This is a genomic window from Stappia sp. ES.058, from assembly GCF_900105595.1.
Taxonomy (GTDB): domain Bacteria; phylum Pseudomonadota; class Alphaproteobacteria; order Rhizobiales; family Stappiaceae; genus Stappia.
Genome location: NZ_LT629784.1, coordinates 4,174,080 through 4,199,086, shown reverse-complemented (window position 1 = coordinate 4,199,086; position 25,007 = coordinate 4,174,080). Strand labels below are relative to the sequence as shown.

Below are 25,007 nucleotides of genomic sequence, written 5' to 3'. Positions count from 1 at the left end.
GACATGGAGGAGCGCAGGGCCGGATCACTCCGCCAGGGCCGCATCCACCGCAAGGCCCAGCCGCTCGACGATCAGATCGATCGTGTTCGCATCGACCGTATAGGGCGGCGCCAGGAGCACATGGTCGCCGGAAACGCCGTCGATGGTGCCGGCGCCCGGATAGACCATCAGCCCAAGCGCCATGGCGTCCCGCTTGATCCGCGCGCCGATGCGCCGGTCCGGCGAAAACGGCGTCTTGTCGTCGCGATGCTCGACCAGTTCGATGGCCTGGAGAAGCCCGCGCCCGCGCACGTCGCCGACATGGGGGTGATTGCCGAACCGGGCCTCCAGTCGCTCGCGCAGCTGCGCGCCGCGTTCGACGACATTTTCAAGCAGATCGTCCTCGCGGATGACCTGCTGGACCGCGAGCGCTGCGGCACAAGCGATCGGATGCGCCGAATAGGTGTGCCCATGCACGAAACTTCCGCTTCCCTCGACGATGGTCCGATAGACATGGTCCGTGCACATGACGGCCGCGATCGGCTGATAGCCGCCACCCAGCCCCTTGGCGAGCGTGAGAATGTCGGGGGCGACATCTTCCTGTTCGCAGGCCAGAAAACTCCCCGTCCGGCCCGCACCGCACATCACCTCGTCCAGGATGAGGAGAACGCCATGGCGGTCGCAGATCTCGCGGATGCGGCGGAAATAGCCGGCCTCGGCCGTGACGGCGCCGGCGGTGGCACCGACCACGGTCTCGGCCAGGAAGGCGACGACGGTCTCCGGGCCGAGTTCGAGGATCTTTTCCTCCAAAAGGTTCGCGGCGCGCAGCGCATAGTCTTCCGCGCTCTCCCCGTCCCGGCCGTAGCGATAGGAAAAGCAGGGCTCGATCTTGGGCTCGTCGAGCAGAAACGGCCCGTAGGGCTTGCGGCGGGGCGGGTTTCCGCCGACCGACAGCGCACCGAGGGTGTTGCCGTGGTAGCTCTGGTGCCTTGAGATCACCAGCTTTCGCGACGGCTCGCCGCGCTCCAGATGATACTGGCGCGCCATCTTGATGGCGGCTTCGACCGCCTCGGACCCGCTTCCCACGAAATAGACCTTGTCGAGCGGAACCGGGGTCGCCTCACACAGGTGATCGGCGAGGGCCTCGGCGGCGGGCGAGGTGAAGAAGCTCGTATGCGCGTAGCTGATCTCCGCCATCTGACGCTGCACGGCCTCCTGGACGCGCCTATCGCCATGCCCGATGCAGGAGACGGCGGCCCCGCCACAGGCGTCGATATAGCGCTTGCCGCTGTCATCCGTGACGTAGGTGCCGCTCCCGTGCACGGCAACGGGAAGGGCGCTCTTGGGAGAGCGATGAAACACATGGGTCATTCGAAAGGTCTCTGTTATCGGGCGCGCTTGTGCGCGTGGTAGGAACCGGAAGCGTAGAGCTGCTCTTCGATGCGGCCGATCCGTTCCATCGCCGTGTCCTGCAATTCGGTCAGCATGGCGGCGGCGAGGCCCTCGACCACACCGACTGCGGAAATCACGGAGGGAAAAAAGGAGGGGCTCTCGGCGGAAAAAAGCAGGCTTGTCGCCGCGTGCGGCTGCAGCGGCGTGGCACGACTGTCGCTCAGGCTGATCAACTTGGCCCCGGAGGCGCGGACTCCGTCGGCGATCAGGTCAATCTCGCGCGCATAGGGCTGGAAATTGATCGACAACACCGCATCGCGCTCCGTCAGCATCGCAAGGTCGGCGACCAGCGACGATCCTTCGGTGCCGAGCAGTTCCACATTGGAGCGCAGCATCTTGCACAGATAAGTAAAGGTGAGCCCCGGCCCCCGGCAGCTCATGAAGGCGGCCACATAGATACGTTCGGCGTGGGCGAGGGTCCGCGCGGCAGCGGCGATGTCCTGCGGCGCATTGCTCTCGACCGCATAGGCAAGGCTTGCTTCCTGTGCCCGGAACGTCTCGCCCAGGAGGCCCGCCCCCTTGTCCTGCTGCACGGCTGCAACCGCCTTGTCCGCATAACGGGCCGGACCGGTGCGGAAGCTGTCGGCATAGAGCGCCCGCAGCTCCGACCAGTCCGAATACCCAAGCGTACGGGCAAGCCGCACAAGGGTCGCCGGGGCAACGCCCGCGCGGTTCGCGATCTCGCGCATCGAAAGAAGCACCACGTCGTCCGGATGGTCGATCAGGTGACGCGCGCCGTCCGCCAGCCGGCGCGGCAGGGCGTCGATCCTGCCGATCATCAGCCGGGTCAGGTCTTCCGGTGTCGGGGCCTTCGCCATGGTGTTACCCGCTTATCAGGCCGGGCAACCAGAGAACGGTCGCCGGGAAGGCTATGAGTATGGCGACCGTCACCACATCGGCAAGGAGGAACCAGCCGACGCCCCGGAAGACGTCGCTGATCGACACCCGGTCGGCGACGACGTTCTTGATGACGAAGACATTGAGCCCGACCGGAGGCGTGATCAGGCCGATCTCCAGATACTTGGTGATCATGACGCCGGCGTAGATGAGGCTGATGTCGGCGGTCTCGAAGATCGGCAGCAGCACCGGCAGCGTGAGAAGCATCACGCCGATCGGATCCAGGAACATGCCGAGCACGAGATAGATCAGCGAGACGGCGATGATGATCAGGAGCGGCGACATGTCGTTGCCGATCAGGCCCTGCACGTAATCGGGAAAACCGGCAAAAGCGAAAAGCCGGGTCAGCAAAGCCGCGGCGACCGCGATCAGGAAGATGGCAGAGGTCGAGCGGATCGTCTCGAACGCTGCGTCCTTCAGGGCGTGCCAGGACAGCGTCCGCTTGGCGAAGCCGATCACGATGGATGCCAGGGCGCCGATGGCCCCGGCCTCGGTGGCGGAAAACAGGCCGGCGAAAATCCCGCCGAAAACCGTCACGACCAGAAGGAAGAGCGGCCAGGTGTCGGCGAGCGAGTGAATGCGCTCGCGCCAGTCGACCTCCGCTTCACGCGGCGCCAGAGCCGGATTGTGCTTGACCCTCAGGAGGATCATCAGGCCGTACATCAGGGCAGTGAGCAGGCCGGGGATAATCGCACCGATGAACAGCTGGCTGACCGGCACCTCGGCAAAGACAGCATAGAGCAACAGGATGGTGCTCGGCGGGATCAGCGAGCCCATGGTTCCGGCGGCCGCAATCGTGCCGACCGCCAGCTTGGCGTCATAGCCGCGATCAAGCATGGCCGGCACGGCGATCTTGCCCATGGCGGCCGCGCAGGCGACGGAGGAGCCGGTGACCGACGAAAACAGCGCCGCGCCGCCGACGGAGGAAATGGCGAGGCCGCCGGGCAGAAAGTTGAGCCAGGCGCGCGCGACGCGAAACATGCCGTCCGTCAGCCCCGCCGCGAAACACACATAGCCCATGAACAGGAACATGGGGATGGCGCTCAGGCTCCAGTGGGCGGCAAAGGCATGCGGCACCGAGCGCATGACGCCCCAGGTCGCGCGCTCGCCCACCAGCAGATACATGCCGACGATGGCCACGAGACCGAGGGCTGCGGCGACCGGAACGCGCAGCGCCAGAAGCACCATGAGCGCGGCAAGCGCCCAGTAAACGAGTGTAATGCTATCCACGGTGAGGTCCCTGGTGGTCGCGGGTGAGGGTAGGCGCCGACACGGCACGCACGAGTGCCTCCAGGGCGCGCACGAAACAAAGAAGGACCGTCAGACCGCCCGCCACCGGCAGGAAGAAGCGCGGCGGCCAGGTGATGACGGGGATCATGCCGACGATGAACTCGCCCTGGCGAAAGCCGCGCATCGCCTGCTCGAAGCCGGCATAGGCAATGAGCGCCAGAAACCCGCCGAAGCAGACAAGCGAGATCGCATCCATCACGGCTTGCGTCCGGGGCCCGCGGCTTTGGTAGAAGAGGTCGACGGCGATGTTCTCGTTTCGCCATTCGACATTCAGGAGCGGCAGAAAGATGAGCGCCGGCATCCACCAGTCCGACACGATCTCGAGCGTCGAGGGCATCGGTGCGCCGAAAAGGTAGCGCCCAACGACATCAAGACAAATCTGAAGCATCATGACGACAAGGCAAAGGCTGGCGGACAACGCCAGAAGGCGGCCCAGCCTGCCCAGAAAGAGATCAATGTGTTGCATGGGACGTCCGGCGGCTCGGGGAAAAGGGAGGCGGCGCCCCAAAGGCGCCGCCGCGACCGGCCTAGAGGCCGTATTCGTTTTCCGACAGCTTGTCGAAAATCTCGGACTTCATCCGCTGCGCCAGGGCGTCACCCGACAGGCCGGAGGCCGTGATCTCTTCCCATTTGGCGAGCGATGCCTGATAGCTCTCGATCAGCGCCTGTGCGTTCTCGACCCCATAGACCTCCCCGGCCTTCTCGACGATGGCCGACGTGTCCTGGTTGTTGAACGTCGCGATCTCCGCCTCGAGCTTTTCCGGCCCGTCCATGACCGTCATGCCGTGATCGGCGGCTTCGGCCTTGGCGGCCTCGTTCTGCCCGACATAGGCTTCGGTGGTGGCCACGATGGACTCGGCCATCTTGTCGAGCATGACGCGCCGGTTCTCCGGGCTCAGCTCCGCCCAGGTGTCCTTGTTGAAGGCAAGCAGCGGGCCGGAGTTGTAGACGCCGAAACTGCCGAGCGTGATCGAGCTTGCGACATCCCAGAGCGAATGCGTCTTGAGCGCTGCAGCCGGCTGCATGGCAATGTCGATCACGCCCTTGTCGAGCGCCTCGTACATTTCAGAGCTGGACGTGTGCACGACCGTACCCCCGGCCTCGCTGATCCAGCGATCCCAGGCGCCGCCGGGCGAGCGGACGCGCTTGCCGGACACATCGGCCGTTTCGGAGATGCCGTCCTTGCTGATCAACGCATAGGGCGCGGTCGCATAGCTGCCCGTGTAGACGACGTTCTGTTTTGCGAACTCGGCAATGCAGGGCGCGCAGTCGAGAAGCGTGAACTCGGTGACCGCCGCCGCGACCGCCAGGGAATTGCCGCTCAGCATCGCCAGTTCCGCGACAAGCTGGCTGGTCGGCAGCTGCGCGGGGTTGTAGGTGAGCGCGAGAACCGACGCGTCGACAACGCCGTCGCCGAGACCGGTCAGCGTCTCCTTGCCGCCGAGCAGAGCCCCGCCGGACACCAGATTGAAGGTAACCTCACCGTTGGAGGCTTCGGTCACCGCGGGAAAGTAGGTTTTATAGCCGGCAAAGATGGTGGGGTGCGACGGCGCGACCCAGGAGCTTACGGTAAGCTCGAGTGCCGTGGCGCTGACGGAGCTTGCGGCGAGGCCGATGAGAGCGGCGCTAAGTGTTTTTTTCATGTGTCCCTCTGGTTTTCCAGGTTGAAGCGCTCCCGAGGTACGTTTCGGAAGGGCAGTCTTGAGACGTCAGCCATGGCTGGCCCCGGCGTGTCGCAGGACCGGATGACGTCGAACCGGCTGCCGAAGGCAGCACGGAAATGGTTCTTCGCCTTGGCGAGAAGCACCGGCACCTCGTCGATGTCGATGCCGTGCAGGCGAAAATAGGCGGCGTCGTTTGGCGACTGGCAGCCGGTCGTGACGATGACCCGCAACCCGTCGACATTGAGAAGCGCCGTGCGGCCGAGATCGACGCGCATGCCGCGCTCCATCGCGTCTTCGTTGCGGAACCGGCCGTCGGTCAGGCACAGCACCTCGGCGCCGACGGCCACGGGCTGGCCGAACCGCGCATCGAGGCGCCCTCCGAGGGAAACGGCGAACGTCGCGCCAACGCCTTCCTGATGTGCCTTCGTCACCGTTTCGGGATCGCAGAAGAAGGCGAAGACGCTGCCGTCCGGCAGATCCGCATTGCGTGCGGCGGCGAACAGGCCCGGCGTGTCCCCAATACCCCCGGAGAGCGGATTGTCGGCGGGCTCCAGGATTGCGACCCGGCTGCCATCGGCCCAGGGCCGACCGGCAAGCACCGCTTCGGCTGTTGCCAGGTCCGGCAGGAACCGCATCTGGTTCGATTTCATGTAGCCGGCGACATGGTCGGCGAGCGCGCGCCCCCGGCTCTCGTCCTCGCAGGTGACAAGAACGCCCGCATTGGCCTGCGGCACGTCGGCATAGGCAAAGCTGGCATAGGGATAGGCCGCGAGGAGCGCCGCGTCGTTTGCGCCATGCGATGCGGCCGCTACCGCCTCCGTCTCGATGTCACCCATCGGGCCGGGGCCGTCGGTGCGCATGTTGAAGCTTGGCAGGATCTTGTCGATCATCCGCAACAAGACGCGGGTCTTGCGGTTGCCTTCGATGATGCCGGCCAGCATGTCGAGGGTGGCGATCGCCGCCTCCGCCATGTCGACATGCGGATAGGTGCGATAAACCGTCGCGGCATCGAGCCTGTCGGTCAGCTCAGGGGCGATACAGGCATGCATGTCAAAAGACGCCGCGATGGGCAGATTTGGAAACCGGGAACGCAGCGCGGCAACAAGAGTGGTTTCGGGATCGGGGTCGACCGTTCCGATACAGGCGCCATGAAGGGACAGATACAAACCGTCGATGCCCTCAAGTGCCGGATCTTCTGCAATCTCTCGCGCGATGCTATCGAGCAGCGCCTGATCGACGGGACCGGCGGGCGCGGCCGAGGCGCATCGGGAAAACACCAGCTCGACATCCTTGCGGCGCCCCGCCCAGGACAATGCGCCACCCGGTTCCGTGGCCGTCCCCCGATAGAGCTCGGCTGCCGCCGCGCCGCGACACCATTCGCGATCCTGGAAATGCGCCAGCGTCGTTTCACAGACAGAGAAGGAATTTGCCTCGTGCCAAAGCCGGGCGACGCCTATGCGCATGTGCGGTCCAATGGTGGATTTGGATCAAATGTTCAATTTATTTTTAAATAGCTCATTTGTTTTGTCAAGAGATGCGAAGTCACCCGCCCGCATCACACGATGCCGCCACAGCGAACGCCCTTTCCGATCCGCCCGTTCGAGCGGGCGTGGAAGGCCGGTGTCCCGGGAAAACCCGTTGAAGCGGGCCCGACCGTCGTTCACACGTCTCTGTCTGGCACCGCGAGCAGCGCGAAGCGGTGTAGAAAAAACGCTGTGGGGAAGAGTGTGCAGAGCGAGCGGGCTGCCCGGTCAAACGCGCAGACGCGGCGGGGTGACCCCGTTTTCTGTTCTCCGGATCTGACGCCGATTGCGCCTTAACCCGTTTCATCCTGATTCAAGGTCCTCACCCTGGTTCAATGCGTTACCCTTGGGAAATCCATGTCTGCGCGCGGCAAGCGTGATCCCCAACGCCAGCGCGATCAGGATCAGCAGGCTGGGCGCGAAGCTTGCAACCCCGAACTCGTCAAGCAACAGCCCGCCAATCAGACCACCGCCGGCGATCGCGGTATTCCACATCGTTACCAACATGGATTGCGCAAGGTCAGCCGCCGGGCCAGCCGCCTTTGCGCTTGCCGTCTGGAAAAGGGTCGCACATCCGCCGAAGGCCAGCCCCCAGACCGCGCTTGCAGCATAGATCGCGGCCGGGACCTCTCCCCGGACCCACAGCAGTGCCGCGGCGGCGGCAAAGAGCGCGATACTGGTCAGGGTCAGCGCGCGCAGACGAACGTCGACCAGCATGCCGACGGCCCAGATGCTGACCAGCGAGGCAAGACCGAAGACCAGCAACACGGTGTCGGTCCGTTTGACCATGCCGGCCTCGGCCAGGAAGGGGGCGATATAGGTGTAAAGGATGTTGTGGGCCAGAACGAACGTGAGCACGACGCCCAGCACCGGTCGAACGCCCGGAAGCGCCATGACACCGAGCAAGGTTCGGCGCTGCGCAGCAGGTTCGCCGGCAAAGTCGGGGACTTTCGCCAGCACCCAGAAGATCAGGCCCACCGTCAGAGCGCTCATCAGGCCGAAACAGGCCCGCCAGCCGAAAACCGCGCCCAGGAACGTACCGGCCGGGACACCGAGCGACAGCGCAAGTGGCGTTCCCGCCATGGCCACGGCAATGGCCCTGCCCTTGAGGTGAACAGGCGCCATGCGCGCGGCATGACCCGCCGTCAGCGCCCAGAGCAGGCCCGCCGCGACCCCGGCCACGAAGCGGGCCGCAAGCGTGAGGGCGTAGCTTTCAGAGAGTGCCGTGAGCGTATTGACGAACAGGAATCCCACGATTGCCGCCATGAGAAGCGGACGCCGTCGGACGCCCTGCGTCAATGTTGTCAGCGGAATGGCTGCAAGCAGCGAGCCGATTGCATAGACCGTGACGAGTTGCCCGGCCGCCGCCTCAGACACGCCGAGTCCCTGCCCGATGGCGGGCAGCAGGCCGGCCGGCAGGGCTTCGGTCAAAATGGTGATGAAGGCCGCCATCGACAGCGCGAGCAGACCGGCCCATGGGAATTCAGGCCGTGCGGATGATGCCGCAAGCTCGTAAACCGCTTGAGCGGGATCGCCAATCTTGCCCATGTCAGCGCCTCGCGTCGCAGCTGCAGGGACGGTCGCGGAGCGGATACCGGGCCGCAGCAAAAGCCGTTCGAGTCTTTGAAGTCATGGAGGGTTCCCGTTCTGTTTGATGTCGGGAAGAACCTGGGGCTAATCTCATTTGCGAAAAACAGGCTGCAACTCCGATCACTTCGGACTAGGATATCCATTATCATGTCGACCCCGATGGACAGCCTCGGTGCGTTGAACGTTTTCGTTCAAGCGGCGGAGACCCGCAGCTTCACGGCGACGGGGCGGCAGCTTGGCGTCTCGTCGTCCGCTGTGGGGAAATCCGTTGCGCGTCTGGAAGAGCGCCTTGGAGTCAGGCTGTTCCACCGGTCGACACGGGCGATCACGCTGACACCGGAAGGGCAGATGTTCCTCGAGCGTTGCCGCCGCATCTTCAGCGAAATGGAAGCCGCCGAACTGGAACTGTCGCAGACGCGCGCACATCCGGCCGGCATTTTGCGCGTCAGCCTGCCGCTGGTGGGCATGCTGATGATGCCCACCGTCTCCGCTTTCCTGGAAGCCTGGCCGGAGATCGAACTGGACCTCGATTTCAGTGACCGCCTGGTTGACGTGATCGAGGAAGGATACGACGCGGTGATCCGCACCGGAGAGCCGTCAGACTCCCGACTTATGACACGCAGGCTCGGCACGTTCCGGTTTCGCCTCGTCGGCTCACCGGCCTACTTCGGGCGGCACGGCACGCCCGAGACACCGGCGGAGCTTGTGCGACATCGCTGCCTGCACCACCGCTACCCCACAACCGGAAAGCTGGAAGAATGGCTCGTTGTCGACGAGAACGGAACGCGGATCGAAGACCTTCCCCGCGCGGCCGTCTCGAACGCCATCGAACCGTTGCTTCACATGGCCGAACAGGGCCGCGGCATCGCCTGCCTGCCAGACTTCGCCGTCCGCAGCCTGTGCAGGCAAAACAGGCTCGTCAGCGTGCTGGACGATGCTGTCAAGAACACCGGGGCCTTCCGCATCCTGTGGCCGTCGAGCCGCCATCTGTCGCCGAAGCTGCGCGTCTTCGTCGACTTCATGGCGGACACGCTTTTTGCCGAACGCGAATAGCCGCCCGGCAGCGCACAGCTGTCTGCTGTGCGGCGGTGAGCCGGGCAAGATGACAGGCAAGCGTGCGGGCGAGTTTGCCGGGCCCCTACACGTTTTGGCGGCGCTCGACGAGCGAATAGTGAATGTCGGGCGGACGCGGCAATGAGCTGTCGGGCAGGGGCGTCAGGCCGAGCCCCGCCTCCGTCCGGCAGGTCAACCCCAGACCGGCATGAACCGCGGCACGAAGACCATCAAACCAAGGCCATCCGCCACGGTCGGCCGATGACGGCGCAGCGGATGCGTGACGGGAGCTTTTCGGCGGCCGCACTGCACGCGGCGGCCGCGCCATTGTCAAAGCGGATGGAGCGGACCCTGTATCTTTCGATTTATGAAATCGCGGTTTCCATATTATTCGTTTTTCTCAAGTATTGATCCGGATTAGCCTTGTCCTTGCAGCAGCGAAGGGACGCTCCATGACAGCAGACAAACCGACCGGGGTCATAGGTCCCGGCACGATGGGCCCGGTGTCGGCAAAGTGTTCCAGAACGCGTTGCGGCGACATCACCGCGCGCCGCGATGCCGAAGCGCCTGAATGCGGCCCGCGCAAACCCGCCGGGCCGACACCTCCGACGTGCTGAAGACCAGCCACATGATGGTCAATGCCGGAGGCCCTTAGAACAGGCGCCGGCCGACGCCTTTGCCCTCCCGGGGTATGACGGGCTTTCCCGCAGGTCCGCTTGATGCACCGACGGGAGAAACGCGCGCGCCGACCCGGCACGCAGCAACAGGAAACCCGCATGTATCTGCCCGGGCACTTTCGTGAAACGAGCCCCGAGGCGATCGGTGACCTCGTCGATGATGCCCCCTTGCCTGTATCGTTGCACAAACCTGCGAGGGGCTGATCGCAAATCACGTCCCGTTGCTCCGGACGCCGGAGGGATCGCTGGTCGGTCATATCGCGCGCGCCAAATACATGCACCGCGTGATCGAGAACGGTCAGGACGTCCTGGTGATTTTTCGGGGCCTCGATGCATATGTTTCCCCGAATTCCTATCCGACCAAACCGCTTCACCATCGTCATGTGCCGACATGGAATTACCATGTCGTTCACATGCATGGGTCTATCGCCTTCCAATTCGATGATCAGGCGAAACGTGCGGCCGTGGGCCTTCTGACGCATGCGCAAAAGCCCAGGCTGAACGGTAACACTGCATGGCGCATGGCAGACGCACCGCCGGACTACATTCAAGGGATGCTCGACAAGATCGTCGCTTTCCGGATCTCGGTGACCCGGACGCTGGCGAAATCGAAGCTTTGCCAGGATGATGAGGGAAGCGGCTGTCTCGGTGTCATCGCCGGGCTTCGCGGAACGCACCACAATGCCATGGCGATATGCATTGAGACCCGATTGCAAGACGCGGCAAACGGCTCTTGAGGTAACCGGCGTCGCGGAGACTTCTCCTCTTTCCTGCAGTCCGCGATACAAGTGTTTCCAGTGTGGTTTTCGAATTTGAAATTCGTCTATTTGCTGCGGCAACCGCCGGTGCAGATTTCAAGTTCACCACACTGGAAACACATATTTGCTCGTCACCCTTGTGAATCTGAAGTTCGTTCAAAGCGAGCCGGACAATGAGACGCAGTTCAGATTCGGGTGACGCGCCTATCTTGGCTTTGGCAGCCAGCCCTTTGATCCGGAATTCCCGCCGTCGCGTTCCAGACGCCCGACGGCTTGGTCCGCAGCCCCCAGATCGGTGTGAGGAAAGACCGGAATACCCGCATCCATGAACAGCTGCGCGACAACGCCCGTGCCCTGTGTCCGAGTGCCATCGAAACGGCCGGCATCGATTGTCGTGGAGCCGCATAAGGGGCTGCCATCCGTCATCACGGCGATCGCGCAACCTGCTCCCTTAGCGGCAGCGAGCGCCAGTCGGGCACCGTCCATGAACTGATCGGTGACGTCGTCACCGGTGCTTTCGATCACGCGTCCGCCGGACCCGGCAATGATGTCGCCGGAGCTTCCGCCGACAATCTCGGCCGCTGGCCTCGGTACGGGAAACCGGACGCGAGTTCCGGGCAGAAATGAAACAAGCGCTCTTCGCGCTCCCATCTCGCCCAGATGGCGTCGGGCATCGCGACGCCCGACCCGTTGTACCTGATCGGGCGCCCGCCCAGGCAGGCAGATACGAAGACAAGGGCCTTGGGGTGCCTGGTCATTCGGTTGGAACTCCTGTGTTCGCGGAAAACGGAACAAGCACTCCGGCTTCCGGCGGATAGGCCCGCGTCGGGCGGATCGGCATGTTAAACCTTGTCCAACACCGGCGCAGCGCAGAGACGGGCTTCGGCCTCGAGGAGCAAACGAACCGCCACGCCCCCACCCGCGCGAGGGGATATTGCCCGGGACCACGCTCACAGATAATGCCAGGCCAGCACAAGGCCGAGCCAGACCACGGCGGAACGCAGCGCCTGCGGGTTCACCCGGCGCGCCAGCCCACGGTTGCGCATCACTCCCGCGGCGAACAGTTCCGTTGCGAAGAGCGGCAGCCAGGGGATCAACTGCCAAAACAATGCATCGCCCGAGCCCAGCAGAAGCCTAGCGCCGTCCTCGCTCAAGGACTGCGTGACCAGAACCTCCCTCCGGGCGGTGGACTTCGGGATAAACCACTGCAAACGAGCGCTTTCAACCCGGTTGACATCATTTGGCGTTGCCTCAACCCTTAAGGAAATGACGCAAGCTGACAACGGGCCGATTTGCGAAATTCGCGCGGGTTCCAGCTGCGAACCCCATCATGACGAGGATGAGCACTTTGCGCCAAACCACGCATGAGACCCGCAACGGCATTCTTTTTGAACCGTTTCCACTGCCGTGCGGTGTCGTCTTGCGAAATCGTATCGTGAAGTCGGCAATGTCGGACTCCCTGGGCGACGGAACAGGGCATCCAACGCAAGCGCAGATCGGACTGTATCAACGATGGGCCGAGGGCGGCGCGGCCCTGGCGATCATCGGAGAGGTTCAGGGCAGCGGCAAATTTGCCGAAAAACCGGGAAACCTCGTTCTCGACGATAGCGCCGATCTCGACCGGTTCAAAGCGCTCGCCCGTGCCGGCGCCGAAAACGGTGCCGGGCCCTGGCTCCAGCTAGGTCATGCGGGAGCCTTGTCCTATCCGCCGATCAGCGCCCCCAAGGGACCAAGCGCTCTCGATCTCCCGGGTCTGATTTGCGGCGAACTGACGCAGGAGGAGATCGAGGCCCTGCCCCTGGAGTTCGCGCGAACGGCCCGACTGGCGCGAAACGCGGGTTTCGGCGGTGTCGAACTTCACGCAGCGCACGGGTTCCTGATCAGCCAATTCCTCTCGCCTTTGTTCAACCGGCGCACCGACAGGTACGGCGGCGCCATCGACGGACGGATGCGGCTATTGCTGGACGTCGTTGGAGCGGTGCGAGCGGCCGTCGGGCCGGATTTCCCAGTAGCCTTGAAGCTCAATTCTTCGGACCAGTTGGAGGGAGGGTTCTGCGAGACGGATGCCCTGGCGGTTCTCGCCGTGCTGGACGGGACCGGTCTCGACCTGATCGACGTCAGCGGCGGTACGTATTTCCCTGGTGCCCGGTCCGCGTCCGACAGCGGCGGCCGGGGCCCCTATTTTGTCGATTTCGCCCGGCGTGCCCGAAACGTGACGACGAAGCCCTTGATGACGACAGGCGGGTTCAAGACACTGGCGCAGGCCGAGGAGGCCGTCGCAAGCGGTGCCGTCGATCTTGTCGGGATGGCCCGTGCGCTCGCCCTTGAGCCGTCACTGCCCAATCTGTGGTTCGCGCGACAACTGGCCAAGCCGGCATTTCCGAGGTTCGCCGATCCACCGGAAGGCGGTGTGACAGCGTGGTATACGATGCGGCTGACCGAGATCGGCGAAGATCGTGATTTGCAGGCCACCGGCGATCTGGCGCAAGCGATTGCGGCATATGACACACGTGACAGGGAGCGGACGGAAATCTGGCTTCGCCATTTCTCGTCGACCGCCCAAGGCGAACCGGGTCGCAAGACCGCCGGTTGACGAAGGGTAGCGTCGTCAGCCTTTCCGACTTCTGGCAGATGCGGCCGCTCATCCCGCCTCGCGGCGGCCGATGCATCATCCCGCATTCCATGACGTGCTCCCCTGAAACGTCCGCGGTTCGAAGTCAGCCTGTTCGCTCAACGAGAAGGCGCAGGATGAAGCGAGCCCTCCAGAATCGATCGGATCTAAAGATCCAACCGCGAAGAGGGTCCGACCACGCGCAGACCCTGGTCACCGCGATCGCCCGCCCCGTTGCACAAATGAAAGCTCCGTGCGTCGGACGATCGCTCGGCCTGCGCCGAACGACATGAATATCACCCGGGTTCAAATCGCGGCTGGATGAAAGACCCATTGTCGGTCAGAACCGCCGATAATGGCGCGGCCGCTTATCGCGGCGGCGGCGTCACGGCATGTGGTCCGCGTCCTGTGCAAAGATACCCTATGACTTTTAGTCTGTTGATCCCGACATGATTTCGGGTCGAAAACGGTTTAGGTGACGCACTCATAAACGGGGTAGCCAAATCAGACCTGGTTTGCTTCAAGCTCCGAACGGAGTTGGCAATGGCCCATTTTGACATGGGTGATGCGGAATGGTCAGTGATCCAAACGCTTCGTTCGGTGGCGGACCGCCGGTGTCCGGGATCGGATATTGAAAGCCGTCTCAGACGCTTGTGACGGCGACATCGGGATGATCGACAGCTCTTCGATCCGCGTCCACCAGCATGGTGCCGGCGCGAAAAAGGGGGATCTGAAGATCCGTGCATGGGACAGTCCCGCGGCGGTTTGACGACCAGGATCCATGCACTGGTCGACGCCGAAGGTCGCCCGGTGCGGATCGAACTCACCGCCGGGCAGGCCGGCGACGCGCCGATGGCGACGAAACGGCTCGAGACGGTGGCGACGGGCGCAATCGTGCTGGCCGACAAGGCTTACGATACCGACGGCATCCGCACTTTCGTGGCTGCACGCGGCGGATGGGCGAACATCCCGCCACGGATCACCCGCAAAGGCACATTCGCCTTCAGTCGCTGGGGTTATCGCCAGCGCAACCTCGTCGAACGCTTCTTCAACCGCCTCAAGCAGATGCGCGGTATCGCCACACGGTACCATCGGCGCGCCGACAACTACCTCGCAGCAATCAAACTCGCCGCGATCCGCATCTGGATCAAAGCGTTATGAGTCCGCTACCTAGCCCGCAAAGGCGCGTGTGGGCTGGCATCTGGCCATAGCTCCAAGGCTGGAGTGCATGGGTTATGGCCTCGGGTCCGGTCCGACACGCTCAGGATAAGTAATAAAAAATTACAAATAATCTTATAGAACGCAAAAATTCCCCTGATAAGGTTGACATATTTTTACACATACTCCATTAGCCCCTAATGTTTGCAACGGAGGAGGTTGCGTGATCGAGGATTGCGGACGGTCGGAATGAGGCGGGAGGAGTTCTGTCGGCCGGGTTGGCGGGAATATCCGGTTTCCCTCCTGTTGCTGATGTCTGCAATGCAAGCGCGCTTTCGAGCGGCTGCCGGTCGATCATTGCTCCCTGAACTCCGAGCAGGCTGGACAACGGCTTGAAAAAGCTGCAGCTGGGGAAGATGGTATGAGCGACTGGATTCTGTCCGATGAAACCCGCGACAAACTGAAGAAGGTCTCCACGGCCTCCGTGGCAACCGCGCTTTACAAGCGGGGGCTGCGCAATCAGTTTGTGCAAGGTGTGGTGCCAATCGGGCCTAAACCTGTAACGATGGTCGGTCAGGCCTTTACTCTGCGCTATATTCCAGCGCGCGAGGATCGCAATCCCATCTCGGTCTTCCGTGAACGCAATCACAAGCAGCGTGTTGCGGTTGAGACCTGCCCAGAGGGGCATGTGCTTGTGATGGACGCGCGCAAGGACAGCCGGGCCGCCACAGCCGGTTCAATTCTCCTTACCCGTCTTGAAAAGCGCGGCGCAGCAGGTGTCGTGTCCGATGGAGGGGTCCGTGATGCCGTGGGCGTCGGGGCTTTGAACATGCCTGCATATTTTGCCCGACCGTCCGCGCCTACGAACCTTACCCTGCATGAGGCGATCGACATCAACGTCCCCGTTTCCTGCGGGGATGCACCTGTATTTCCCGGCGATGTGATGTTGGGCGACGGTGATGGCGTAATGGTCATCCCCGCCCATCTCGCCGATGAAATTGCCGAAGAGTGCGCGCAAATGGAGTGCTTTGAGGATTTTGTGCTCGAGCAGGTCAATGAAGGGGCCGGCGTTATCGGTCTTTATCCGGCCACCGAGGAGGCCAATGTCGCAAAGTTCAACGCTTGGCGCGAGAAAACAGGACGGTAGCATGACCTACACACCCCATGGAAACCACCTGATAGCCGGTGAGCGCATCCCTGCCGATGAACAGTTCACGTCCGCTCCGGCATCAGGTCCAGTTTATCAGTTTTCCGCCGGCTCCCCGGAACTCGTTGCGCAGGCCTGCACTGCGGCGCAGGCGGCATTTGCCGGCTTCGCTGCCACGAGCCGCGAGCAGCGGGCTGTGCTTCTGGATGCGATCGCCGACGAGATGGAAGCGCGGGGCGATGCCATCACGCAGATCGGCGGTGCCGAGACCGGCCTTCCCCCAGCCCGCCTTGAAGGTGAGCGCGGGCGGACCACCGGGCAGCTCCGCCTTTTTGCCGCTCAAATTCGCAACGGTCAGTATCTTGATCGCCGTCATGATGAGGCATTGCCGGACCGCCAGCCGCTGCCTCGCCCGGATTTGCGCATGATGCAACGCCCGGTCGGCCCTGTGGCTGTTTTTGGAGCGTCGAACTTTCCGCTCGCCTTCTCGGTGGCTGGTGGCGATACGGCAGCCGCGCTGGCCGCTGGTTGCCCGGTCGTGGTCAAGGGGCACAGCGCCCATCCTGGCACCGGAGAGATCGTAGGTGAGGCAATTGTTGCCGCAATTGAAAAGCTGGGCATGGATCCCGGACTTTTTAGCCTGGTCCAGGGTGGGAGCCGAGCCGTAGGCGAGGCGCTCGTGACGCATCCAAACATCAAGGCCGTGGGCTTCACCGGCAGCTTCGGCGGCGGGCGCGCGCTGTTCAATCTCTGCGCCGCCCGGCCCGAGCCCATTCCCTTCTTCGGAGAATTGGGGAGTGTGAATCCCATGTTCGTTCTGCCCAGGGCTGCCGCCATACGTGCCGCCGATATCGGGGCAGGGTGGGCAGGCAGCTTGACAATGGGTGCGGGGCAGTTCTGCACCAAGCCCGGCATTGCCGTCGTTATTGATGGGCCTGATGCCGACACATTCATCGCCGCTGCAGAAAAAGCGCTGAAAGCTGTGGAGGCGCAGACCATGCTGACGGACGGTATGGCCGCTTCCTATCGCAGCGGCGCGCGCCGCGCCTCCGAAGCCAAGGGGGTTGTGTCCCAGCTGTCAGGCACATGCGAAGGCCGCTCCGCAGCGCCCTTCCTCTTTCAAGTGTCCGGTGAGGACTGGTTGGCTGAGGAGGAACTGGCGAAAGAGGTTTTTGGTCCGCTGGGTCTGGTCATCCGTGTAAAGGACGCCGCGCAGATGGAAGAGCTCGCAAGTGCTTTCGAGGGACAGCTCACCGCCACTCTCCAGATGGAGGACGGTGACATGGAACTTGCCCGGGTGCTGCTGCCTGTCTTGGAGGGCATGGCTGGGCGGATTCTGGTGCACGGCTTCCCCACCGGGGTTGAGGTCTGCGATGCCATGGTGCATGGCGGTCCCTATCCGGCAAGCACGAATTTCGGCGCGACTTCGGTGGGAACGCTGTCCATTCGGCGCTTCTTGCGGCCCGTCTGTTATCAGAACTTTCCCGAGGCACTGCTGCCCGCCGACTTGCGGGGGTAAATGATTGGCTTGAGCCTGCTGGTTGCTCACCCGTTGCATGCCCTCGCAACGGGCAGGTTCTGTGCTGCATGACAAGAGTTACAAATAATTACACATAAACATCATAATTACAGAAACTTTGCTATTTATCCGGCAATTTTGTATTGATTTGTAAAAATTACTCAATAAAACTGGCGTTAGCCCTCTTAGAGGTCTGCCATGTGTGGGCAAGGCTTTCGGTCAATGGGGCAAAGGGAGGAGTTCTCGATCGTATTTTGGGGCAGGTGATCCGTGTGTCGGGACGAGAGTTTTTGGCGGGCGCAAGCGCGCAGGCCTTGCTCTGTCATGCCTTGCAAGGATCACCCGCCGGCCGAATGAAGTGCGGCCTGATCGGGAATGCGCTATAAATGAAGGAGGAACTACTATGCTTTCTGGTAAATGGAAAAATAGGCTTCTTGTGGCAATCGGCGCCTGCATGATCGGCACATCTGCCGCAGCCGCGGATTTCCCGACGCGCGATATTCGCCTGATTGTGCCATGGCCTGCCGGTGGTGGTGCTGATGCCATCTCGCGGAAGATTGGCAATATCGCTGAACAGGAATTGCCGAAATCAATCTATGTGGAAAACATCGCCGGTGCGGTGACGGCCACCGGATTGACCCAGATGTCCACGTCCCGACCCGATGGTCACACTATTGGCGTTCTGACCTATGACAGCGTCATCACTCTACCGCGCGGAAACATGGTTCCCGGCTATGGCCTTGAGAATATGGAGCTGATCGCCCGCATTACCAGCGAGGCTGACGCCATCGTCGTCTCCAAGCATTCGGGCATCAAAAGCTTCGAGGAACTGATCGAGAAGGCCAAGGCAAATCCGGGCCAGATTCGTCTCGGTGTTGCGCCGAAGGGCTCCGGCCCCTACCTGTCGGCCAACCAGCTGGAAAAGCTTCTGGATGTCGATTTCAACGTGATCACCTATGCGGGTTCCTCCACGGCGGAAGCTGAGGCGCTTTTGTCCGGCGAGCTTGATGCCGCTATCTCCAGCTTGGGCGACTTTAGCGGCATCCTAGAATCAGGCGATGCCAAGGGTGTGATTGAGCTGTCCTCCGCGCAGAACCTCACCTACAAGGATGTGCCGCCAATCAGCTCCAAAGGCTATGATCTCCAGACCGGCTCGTTCATTGTGCTGGCCGCGCCCAAAGGCACGCCTGAAGAAGCACTGGAAACGCTGGAAGCCGCATTCAAGAAGGCTTATGACAGCGAAGAATTCCAGAGCTGGCTAGCGCAGGTCGGCGTAACGCCGGACTGGCTTGGCTCCGACGGCGTCAATGATTGGGTCGAGCAGTTGCAGGCCAACACATTCTCGCTGATGGACGATCTGGATCTCTGATCCATTCGGATGTGCAGGCTCCCGGCCCCCTCTGGACCGGGGGCTGGCTCCCGATGAGAGAGCTTGGCACACCAATGACTTGTAGCGCTTCACCCCGCCCAGATCCCAGGATTTATTCCGGTGCGCGCTGACATGACCCATGTCACCCATCACTATGGATAAGGTCGCTGCGGCAGGTTGAAGGTTCACTCTCAGGTCCGGAGAAGACAATGCTTGTAAACAGGCAAACCCTCTTCCTTTTGGCAATGCTTGTGGTGTCCATCGGCTATGTCGTTTCCGCTGTGAGCCTTGGCTCGCCGATCGGCGACAGCGGAGTGACGCCATCCTTCTTCCCGATCGTCGTCGGAACCGCGGCAGTGATATTCTCCAGCCTTCTCATCATGCAGCAAATGCGGGCTGCCGATGATGAAAAAGAGGCGGGGCCTGCGCGCTATACCCATATCTGGGTGGTTGCGACGATCTTCGTCTACATCTTTGCGTTCCTGCCTGTGGGATACTTTTTGTCATCGACAGTCTTTGTCTTCGTGCTGATCACGCTCTTCTCCTCATTCGAGAAACTTTTTCAGAAGGCGCTTCTGTCGGTCGCCGTTGTTCTGGCTGGTTATGGCATGTTCCAGCTTTTGTTCGGCGTCCGGCTCCCGACGCTCTGGGGTTGATCCATGGATTTCATTGTTCTCGTACTCAAAAGCTTCAGTCTGCTGCTGGACCCGTTCAATCTGACCTATGTGGTTCTGGGCTTTCTGATCGGCACGATCTTCGCGGCCATTCCGGGCCTGACGGCCACGCTGGCCATGGCTCTGCTGTTACCGCTGACCTACACGCTGAATATCGAGACGGCGCTCATGGCCTGTGCCAGCATCTATATGGCAGGCATGTGCGGTGGCAGCATCACGGCCATAACCGTCAATATTCCCGGAGCTCCCTCCTCGATGATGACGGCGCTGGACGGTTATCCACTCCAGAAACAGGGTAAGGGCGCCCTGGCGCTCGGCCATGCGGCGTTTGGCTCCATGTTTGGTGGTGCCGTTGGCGCATTGTTGCTGATCGCGGTCGCCCCCTTTGTGGCTGAACTGTCCCTTTTGGTAAAAACGACGGGGAAATTCTCGCTTCTTGCCTTTGCACTGATCGTGGTCGTGATCGCCCAGCGGGGCCGGGTTCTGCATGCAGGGCTCGCCGCCTGTATCGGGCTCATGCTCGCTACGGTTGGGTTGGACGCAATGGAGCCGATCACCCGCTTCACTTATGGCAACGCCAACCTTACCGCCGGGATCAACTTAATGCCCGTCATTATCGGAACCTTCGCTATCGCGGAAATCCTGATACAGGCCTCTTCCCCGAACAATGCAGACGCGATTGCCGCAGAAGCCGACAAGGTCAAGATCCGGCGCCGGGATTTCATTCCCCCGATCTCCGATATCCGCAAGATCGGGTTCATCTGCTACTTCAAATCGTGTCTCATAGGCTATTTCGTTGGCACGCTTCCGGGAGCCGGTGGTTCCATGGGCTCCTTGCTCGCCTATACCGAAGCGATGCGCACTGACGATGATCCAAAATCGTTCGGCAAGGGCAATCCCAAGGGGATCGCCGCCTCCGAGAGTGCCAACAATGCTGTATGCGGCGGTGCCATGGTCCCGATGCTGACTTTCGGAATTCCCGGTGACCCCATTACTGCCATCATGCTGGGTGTGTTGGTAATCAACGGCATTCAGCCAGGGCCGCAATTGATGACGGACCAAGCGGGCATGATTGCTCCCATGCTGAGCGCATTGCTGTTCAGCGCCGTTGTGCTCATTCCGCTGACGCTCTGGTTGATCGGCCCCTATTTCCTCAAGATCGTCGCCATTCGCAAGGACCTGCTTTACGCCGTGATCACGCTTCTGGCAGCGGTGGGCAGCTATGTGGCCACCTACTCCACCTTCCAGATGTTCATGGCCCTGGCCATAGGGGTGCTGGCATTCTATCTGCGGCGCTATGGTTTTCCGGTAATCACCATGCTGCTGGGCTATATTCTGGGGCCCAATCTCGAAGAGTTCCTTCGTCGCTCGCTGGCGCTGTCCAACGGTGATCCAACCACCTTCTTCACCAATCCGGACAGCCTGTTCTTTGTCGTGCTGACCGCGATCTTCGTCTACTTCCTCGTGATCCGGAAGCCAGCGGAGTTGAAGGCCGAAGCTGACCGGAGCGAATAAACCTGAAACCATGCAGTGCGCTGCACTTTTATGGTTGCAACTCAAAGGCTGAGATTGGGACGGGAAGCCGATGGCGGATTCCGCCAGAGATGATCTGAAGGAGTAGAACTTTGTCAGAGACCAAGCGTTTCGTTCTGGCAGATCAGGTTTACGAACAGCTTCTGGCAAAAATCCTCAATGAGGAATTTCCAGTCAACAGCCGGCTTCCGCCCGAAGAGGTGTTGGCACAGGGCTTTGGGGTTTCGCGCCCTGTGGTGCGGGCCGCACTGTCCCGGTTGCGCGATGATGAGATCATCAAATCCCAGCGTGGTTCAGGCAGCTATGTGTTGCGCCGCCCGGACCGTCAGGTAATCAGTTTTGCGCCTCTTGAATCCATTTCTGATGTGCAGCGCTGCTACGAGTTTCGCATTGATCTGGAGGGCGCCGCGGCGGCTTGGGCTGCCCGACGGCGCGATGATGATGACCTTGCCGAAATGGACCGCGCCTACAAGCTTCTCGAGGATTGCTACACGCAGCGTGAGCTCGGCGTTGATGCCGATCAGATGCTGCATCTCGCCATTGCGCGGGCATCAAAGAATCCGTTTTTCGGATCCGTACTGGAATCCCTGAGTGATCAAATCGCCTTCGGCGTGAAGCTTTCGCGCTCGTTGACGATGCTGGATACGCCCTCGCGGCAGGAACTGGTTCTCTCTGAACACCGCGCCGTTCTGGAAGCAATCCGATTGAAGCAGCCGGAAGTCGCTCAGGCCACAATGCGCCATCACATCACGGCAGCAAAGGAGCGAATGTTTGTTGGCAGCCAGGAACGCTGATGTTGCCACGACGAACAGCGCCTCATTCCCTTCGACCTCGCAGAGACTTGCCGCGCCTCCCTGGGTGGGTGCAGGCTGTTTCTCAAAGCCTGTAACAAACGCACCCGACTTGGGCGCCGGATCGGATCCTGGTGCCGATAGCCAGGTGGGGTCGAATATAGCAGCATCTTCCGCGTACTATCGCGCAATATATTGAAATGCTTCACGGGGTGTCGCTGCGTCATTACTTTCAAGCAGGCCAGAGGATTTTTCTTATACAAATACACGATATATATAATACTATCACCCGCGCATATTGCGGGAGGATGATAGGTGGACAGTTTTTACGCCGCCCGTGACGTTGCCCCAAAGTTTTATCCAGTTTGACGGAGACTCTGGTGGTTGGTTTGGCCGATATGGCCGTGGCTGTTGACGGGGGTTGCAGTTCCGGTGTGGCAATGTTGCGCGGTGATTCCTCCCATTCAGCTTGCTCCCATCCGGCTCAGGAGACGCTGGAGCAAATATTTTGGCGCATGGTCGCGGAATTGCTACGATCGCAATCGACGCATGCTTCATGGAAGGAGGGCGGGCCTGTTTCCCGGAAATGAGACAGGGCACCTTGTCGCTCAATGCGTTTCAGAGCAAACCATCCTCCAGCATCTCGCGGGTACGCTTTAGCGTGGACAGCAGGGCGGCCTTGTAGCCCTTGTCGCTGTCGAACTGTTTCTGCTCAACCTGTTTCTCGGGGCTATTCGGTTCCTTGTCGCGCAATCCGAGATAGCAGTAGAATTTGAGGTGAAGCGCGCCGGCGGCGTCCTCGAACAGCTCGTTGACGATGGCGCCTTCACGTGGGCCGGTCGCCTGGAAGAAGGTGATCTTGCGCTGCGGCTCGAGCACGACGATCTCGCGCAGGTCGGCACCGGCGATGGTGACGTCACGGACGAAGTGCGTGGCGCGCTTTCAGCTCGAGGTCCTTCCAGACCTGCTCGCGGGTGAGCGGGGTTTCGCCTTCCGGGTTCACCGGAACGGTGGCGGTTGAATAGATCAAGTTGATGGCCCTTGTTCGGAGATTGGAGGTCAGCCGGCAATCTGCGCGATGTAATCGCGGTAGGAGCGCAGCGGGCGGTCGAGCAGCGCGGTGAGTCGGTCCACATCGCCGGCCTCCGGCAGCATGCCGTCGGATGCGAAGCGTTCGGCCATCAGACGCATGTCGTAGGCCATCCACCCCGGCATGAACTGGCGCATGTTCTGCTCGAAGCCGATTCCGACAAAAGCGGCGCTTGAAGTAGATCAGTGTGGTGCGTCCGAGTCGCCGGCGGTCGCGATATGGAAATGCACGAAGCGGTCGAACAGCGGCGTCGCGCGATAGCGAAACCCGTCGGCATCGAAGCGGCGACTGCCCGTTGCCGCCGGTTCGAGCACGCCAAACCAGGTGAGAAAGCGCAGGACGCGCAGATGGAAACCGTGGATCGGCGCATCGGGATAACCGCCGAGCTCGTGAATGGCATCGTCCGGAATCACGGCGGTCCGGAAGATCTCCCGCGCGCTCGCCCAGCCCTCCGTCACATGACGCACTTGCCAAAGCAGCAGGCCGCAGTAGAGATCGAAATCCCCCATGAAAGCCGTATCGAGGCTCGGCAGATAGCGGCCCCTGAAGGTCTCGGGGAAAAGTTCGGCCTGCAACAGACCCGGCCGATCAAGCGCCTCGCGCCCCGCCGGCGAGAGCAGGAGTCGGTCCTTGTGCTTGCGCATGATCTTGCGGCGCTTCATGACCTCGTGCAGGTACCAGCCGGGCAGATAGTCGATCTCGTCGACCACCTTGTTGACGGCATAGACCTCGGCCGGCTCGTAGCCCGGCCAATCGAACGCCTCGACCGCCCAGGCCAGGAAATTGCGATTCAGCGCACCGGACTTCGTCAGGCCGATTCCGTCATGCTCGCGCGCGTAGTCCAGCATCATGCACCCGCGCGTCGCGACGATACTCCCGGAAAGCGTCTCGGTATCGAGATTCCGGCTCAGACCGATGACGCCGCTGCCGTCGAGGGGGTCGTCGGCCAGGGTCCGCGCCAAGGTCGGATCGTGTGCGGCCGTCAATCGCAATGCACCGTGCAACTCCAATTGCTGGATCAAGCTATCGCCTGATCGCATTCGGGGACAGGCCCGACACACTATCGGCTGCCCGAAGGCACGACCACCGGCAATGAACTCCAAACCTACACTATTAAGTCGATCTACGCTCCCCGCGATGACCACAAGAAAGTTCGCCTTTCGTTCCCGACCAGACTCTGCTATGTAGTATACTGTGCCAAATTGGGCACGATATGTAGAAGGAGCCTATCGGATGGCTGATCGGCGAGTTACAGCCTCAGGCAAGGACGAGGACGGTGATATCACCAAGCTCTGCAACAGCGGCGAGCACTGGTCCCCGCGGCCGAAGGAAGACGCAATCCGCGATATCGAGAACAAGACGCACAGCTACTACGTGGACCGGGCCGGGCATCGCACGGATGTTCATGTCGTCAATGAAGGTGGCAAGAGGCACCTCCGGACGACCGCGGACAAGACCTCGAAGAACAACCTGGACAACCTGCCGGACTGCTAAGCGCGACCGGCTGTCCTCTAGTCGGAAGGACAAGACCCATGGCAAAAGGGGAAATCCGGCGGCCATTATCGTAGCGCAGTCAGCGGTCGCTACGTGACGACCGCACACAGCAAGCGCAGCCCGAACACGACGGTGTTCGAGAAGACCGGTGGCGGTTCGACCGGCTCGGCGCGTGGCGCCAAGAGCGGGCGCTTTGTCAGTGGCGCGGCGGCCAAACGGAATCCGAAGACGACCGTCGAGGAATCCTGATCTTCCCCGTCTGCCTCAAAGGGCAGGCGATTGCAGTTCCGCTGTTGATGGCTGTTGACACGGCAGGATGGGCGTTGCCGCTGAGTGTGCCAAATTCGTGCCAAAACGTGCGAAAGCCCTGGCCTTGCAGCCCGGAGCTTTCTGGTTTCGCGGTAATTTCAGCATCTTGTTTGGTTGCGAGGGCCTGACACGGCTGCGCGATGCGTTGCACCATTTCGCCGACTGTCCCGAGGAAGATCACCTGGAATGCCCCAAGTTCCGCCGGCTGATGCAGTTCCCCTCCCGCGCCGTTCCAAGGGCCCGCGGGCCGCGTGGAAAGCGGCGCTGAGCGCGCCATCTTTGCCCCGCCCGCAAGCATCAACCCGAAAGCGAGTTAGATCTGGTCACTCAAGGTTTGGGCCAATACCCCGTGCGAAAAGGGATTCGTCGGACCGGATTGTCCGGGCAGGACCATCCGGTCTATCGCGACGCAGGGTGCGCGCACCCTGG

21 protein-coding genes and 3 pseudogenes are annotated in these 25,007 nt (G+C 61.8%); 12 read left to right on the top strand and 12 right to left on the bottom strand.

Translation table 11 applies throughout. The features are described from left to right. Positions 1 to 24: 24 nt before the first annotated feature. The 7 genes from BLU32_RS19610 to BLU32_RS19580 all read right to left on the bottom strand — a co-directional run bounded on the left by BLU32_RS19610 (position 25) and on the right by BLU32_RS19580 (position 8,353). Positions 25 to 1,350, bottom strand: coding sequence for an aspartate aminotransferase family protein (locus BLU32_RS19610; protein WP_093809743.1), 1,326 nt, complete (start codon positions 1,348 to 1,350; stop codon positions 25 to 27). A gap of 14 nt (positions 1,351 to 1,364) precedes the next feature. Then, positions 1,365 to 2,249 (bottom strand): MurR/RpiR family transcriptional regulator, encoded by an 885-nt coding sequence (locus BLU32_RS19605; protein ID WP_093809741.1) that lies wholly within the window; start codon positions 2,247 to 2,249, stop codon positions 1,365 to 1,367. 4 nt (positions 2,250 to 2,253) lie between these two features. Next, on the bottom strand, positions 2,254 to 3,558 hold the full coding sequence (locus BLU32_RS19600; RefSeq protein WP_244501748.1) for a TRAP transporter large permease: 1,305 nt from the start codon (positions 3,556 to 3,558) through the stop codon (positions 2,254 to 2,256). Next, positions 3,551 to 4,084 carry a TRAP transporter small permease subunit gene (locus BLU32_RS19595; RefSeq protein WP_093809737.1) on the bottom strand — a complete coding sequence of 178 codons (534 nt, stop codon included), beginning with the start codon at positions 4,082 to 4,084 and terminating at the stop codon, positions 3,551 to 3,553. The genes BLU32_RS19600 and BLU32_RS19595 overlap by 8 nt, the downstream gene beginning before the upstream one ends. Positions 4,085 to 4,145: 61 nt before the next feature. Next, complete coding sequence (locus BLU32_RS19590) at positions 4,146 to 5,261, bottom strand: C4-dicarboxylate TRAP transporter substrate-binding protein (protein WP_093809735.1); 1,116 nt, start codon at positions 5,259 to 5,261, stop codon at positions 4,146 to 4,148. Then, positions 5,258 to 6,745, bottom strand: a complete 1,488-nt coding sequence (locus BLU32_RS19585) for a M81 family metallopeptidase (protein ID WP_093809733.1) — start codon at positions 6,743 to 6,745, stop codon at positions 5,258 to 5,260. The genes BLU32_RS19590 and BLU32_RS19585 overlap by 4 nt, the downstream gene beginning before the upstream one ends. Positions 6,746 to 7,108: 363 nt before the next feature. Then, positions 7,109 to 8,353, bottom strand: a complete 1,245-nt coding sequence (locus BLU32_RS19580; protein ID WP_093809731.1) for an MFS transporter — start codon at positions 8,351 to 8,353, stop codon at positions 7,109 to 7,111. A 201-nt stretch (positions 8,354 to 8,554) separates the two neighbouring features. Between BLU32_RS19580 and BLU32_RS19575 the strand changes: the two genes are divergently transcribed. Then, positions 8,555 to 9,448 carry a LysR family transcriptional regulator gene (locus BLU32_RS19575; RefSeq protein ID WP_093811356.1) on the top strand — a complete coding sequence of 298 codons (894 nt, stop codon included), beginning with the start codon at positions 8,555 to 8,557 and terminating at the stop codon, positions 9,446 to 9,448. A gap of 898 nt (positions 9,449 to 10,346) precedes the next feature. Next, positions 10,347 to 10,862 (top strand): FMN-binding negative transcriptional regulator, encoded by a 516-nt coding sequence (locus tag BLU32_RS19570; RefSeq protein ID WP_244501747.1) that lies wholly within the window; start codon positions 10,347 to 10,349, stop codon positions 10,860 to 10,862. A 225-nt stretch (positions 10,863 to 11,087) separates the two neighbouring features. Here the strand turns inward: BLU32_RS19570 and BLU32_RS19565 are convergent, their stop codons facing one another. Together BLU32_RS19565 and BLU32_RS19560 are read right to left on the bottom strand one after the other, a co-directional pair. Further along, positions 11,088 to 11,534 (bottom strand): DUF523 domain-containing protein, encoded by a 447-nt coding sequence (locus tag BLU32_RS19565; protein ID WP_197673651.1) that lies wholly within the window; start codon positions 11,532 to 11,534, stop codon positions 11,088 to 11,090. Between the two features lie 299 nt (positions 11,535 to 11,833). Next, positions 11,834 to 12,094 carry a hypothetical protein gene (locus BLU32_RS19560; protein ID WP_208976933.1) on the bottom strand — a complete coding sequence of 87 codons (261 nt, stop codon included), beginning with the start codon at positions 12,092 to 12,094 and terminating at the stop codon, positions 11,834 to 11,836. 119 nt (positions 12,095 to 12,213) lie between these two features. Here BLU32_RS19560 and BLU32_RS19555 point away from each other — a divergent pair, with 119 nt between their 5' ends. The 8 genes and pseudogenes from BLU32_RS19555 (at position 12,214) to BLU32_RS19520 (ending at position 21,688) form a co-directional block, all read left to right on the top strand. After that, positions 12,214 to 13,476, top strand: coding sequence for an NADH:flavin oxidoreductase/NADH oxidase family protein (locus BLU32_RS19555; RefSeq protein ID WP_371326942.1), 1,263 nt, complete (start codon positions 12,214 to 12,216; stop codon positions 13,474 to 13,476). Positions 13,477 to 14,083: 607 nt separating this feature from the next. Continuing rightward, positions 14,084 to 14,655 (top strand): annotated as a pseudogene (locus BLU32_RS19550) (IS5 family transposase); the annotation flags it as partial. A 418-nt stretch (positions 14,656 to 15,073) separates the two neighbouring features. Next, positions 15,074 to 15,799, top strand: coding sequence for a ribonuclease activity regulator RraA (locus BLU32_RS19545; protein ID WP_093809725.1), 726 nt, complete (start codon positions 15,074 to 15,076; stop codon positions 15,797 to 15,799). A 1-nt stretch (position 15,800) separates the two neighbouring features. After that, positions 15,801 to 17,318 carry an aldehyde dehydrogenase (NADP(+)) gene (locus BLU32_RS19540; RefSeq protein ID WP_093809723.1) on the top strand — a complete coding sequence of 506 codons (1,518 nt, stop codon included), beginning with the start codon at positions 15,801 to 15,803 and terminating at the stop codon, positions 17,316 to 17,318. Positions 17,319 to 17,721: 403 nt separating this feature from the next. After that, positions 17,722 to 18,687, top strand: a complete 966-nt coding sequence (locus tag BLU32_RS19535; protein WP_093809721.1) for a tripartite tricarboxylate transporter substrate binding protein — start codon at positions 17,722 to 17,724, stop codon at positions 18,685 to 18,687. A gap of 209 nt (positions 18,688 to 18,896) precedes the next feature. Then, on the top strand, positions 18,897 to 19,343 hold the full coding sequence (locus BLU32_RS19530) for a tripartite tricarboxylate transporter TctB family protein (RefSeq protein WP_093809719.1): 447 nt from the start codon (positions 18,897 to 18,899) through the stop codon (positions 19,341 to 19,343). 3 nt (positions 19,344 to 19,346) lie between these two features. After that, the gene (locus tag BLU32_RS19525) at positions 19,347 to 20,876 is read left to right on the top strand and encodes a tripartite tricarboxylate transporter permease (protein ID WP_093809717.1); all 1,530 of its coding nucleotides are present in this window, start codon (positions 19,347 to 19,349) and stop codon (positions 20,874 to 20,876) included. A 110-nt stretch (positions 20,877 to 20,986) separates the two neighbouring features. Beyond that, a complete protein-coding gene (locus BLU32_RS19520) occupies positions 20,987 to 21,688 on the top strand; it encodes a FadR/GntR family transcriptional regulator (RefSeq protein ID WP_093809715.1) in 702 nt (233 codons plus the stop codon). Between the two features lie 615 nt (positions 21,689 to 22,303). On the opposite strand, the pseudogene BLU32_RS19515 reads toward BLU32_RS19520, so the two are convergent. The 3 genes and pseudogenes from BLU32_RS19515 to BLU32_RS19505 form a co-directional block, all read right to left on the bottom strand. Continuing rightward, positions 22,304 to 22,715: pseudogene (locus tag BLU32_RS19515) on the bottom strand (AtaL-like protein). A gap of 29 nt (positions 22,716 to 22,744) precedes the next feature. Then, a pseudogene (locus BLU32_RS19510) lies at positions 22,745 to 22,927 on the bottom strand (NmrA/HSCARG family protein); the annotation flags it as partial. Positions 22,928 to 22,957: 30 nt separating this feature from the next. Then, positions 22,958 to 23,878 carry a hypothetical protein gene (locus tag BLU32_RS19505; RefSeq protein WP_157727757.1) on the bottom strand — a complete coding sequence of 307 codons (921 nt, stop codon included), beginning with the start codon at positions 23,876 to 23,878 and terminating at the stop codon, positions 22,958 to 22,960. A 130-nt stretch (positions 23,879 to 24,008) separates the two neighbouring features. On the opposite strand from BLU32_RS19505, the gene BLU32_RS19500 reads away from it, so the two are divergent. Together BLU32_RS19500 and BLU32_RS21940 are read left to right on the top strand one after the other, a co-directional pair. Beyond that, a complete protein-coding gene (locus tag BLU32_RS19500) occupies positions 24,009 to 24,269 on the top strand; it encodes a DUF3892 domain-containing protein (protein WP_093809711.1) in 261 nt (86 codons plus the stop codon). 93 nt (positions 24,270 to 24,362) lie between these two features. Continuing rightward, positions 24,363 to 24,518: a hypothetical protein gene (locus BLU32_RS21940; protein ID WP_157727756.1), complete on the top strand. Its 156-nt coding sequence runs from the start codon at positions 24,363 to 24,365 to the stop codon at positions 24,516 to 24,518. The last annotated feature ends 489 nt before the right edge of the window (positions 24,519 to 25,007 follow it).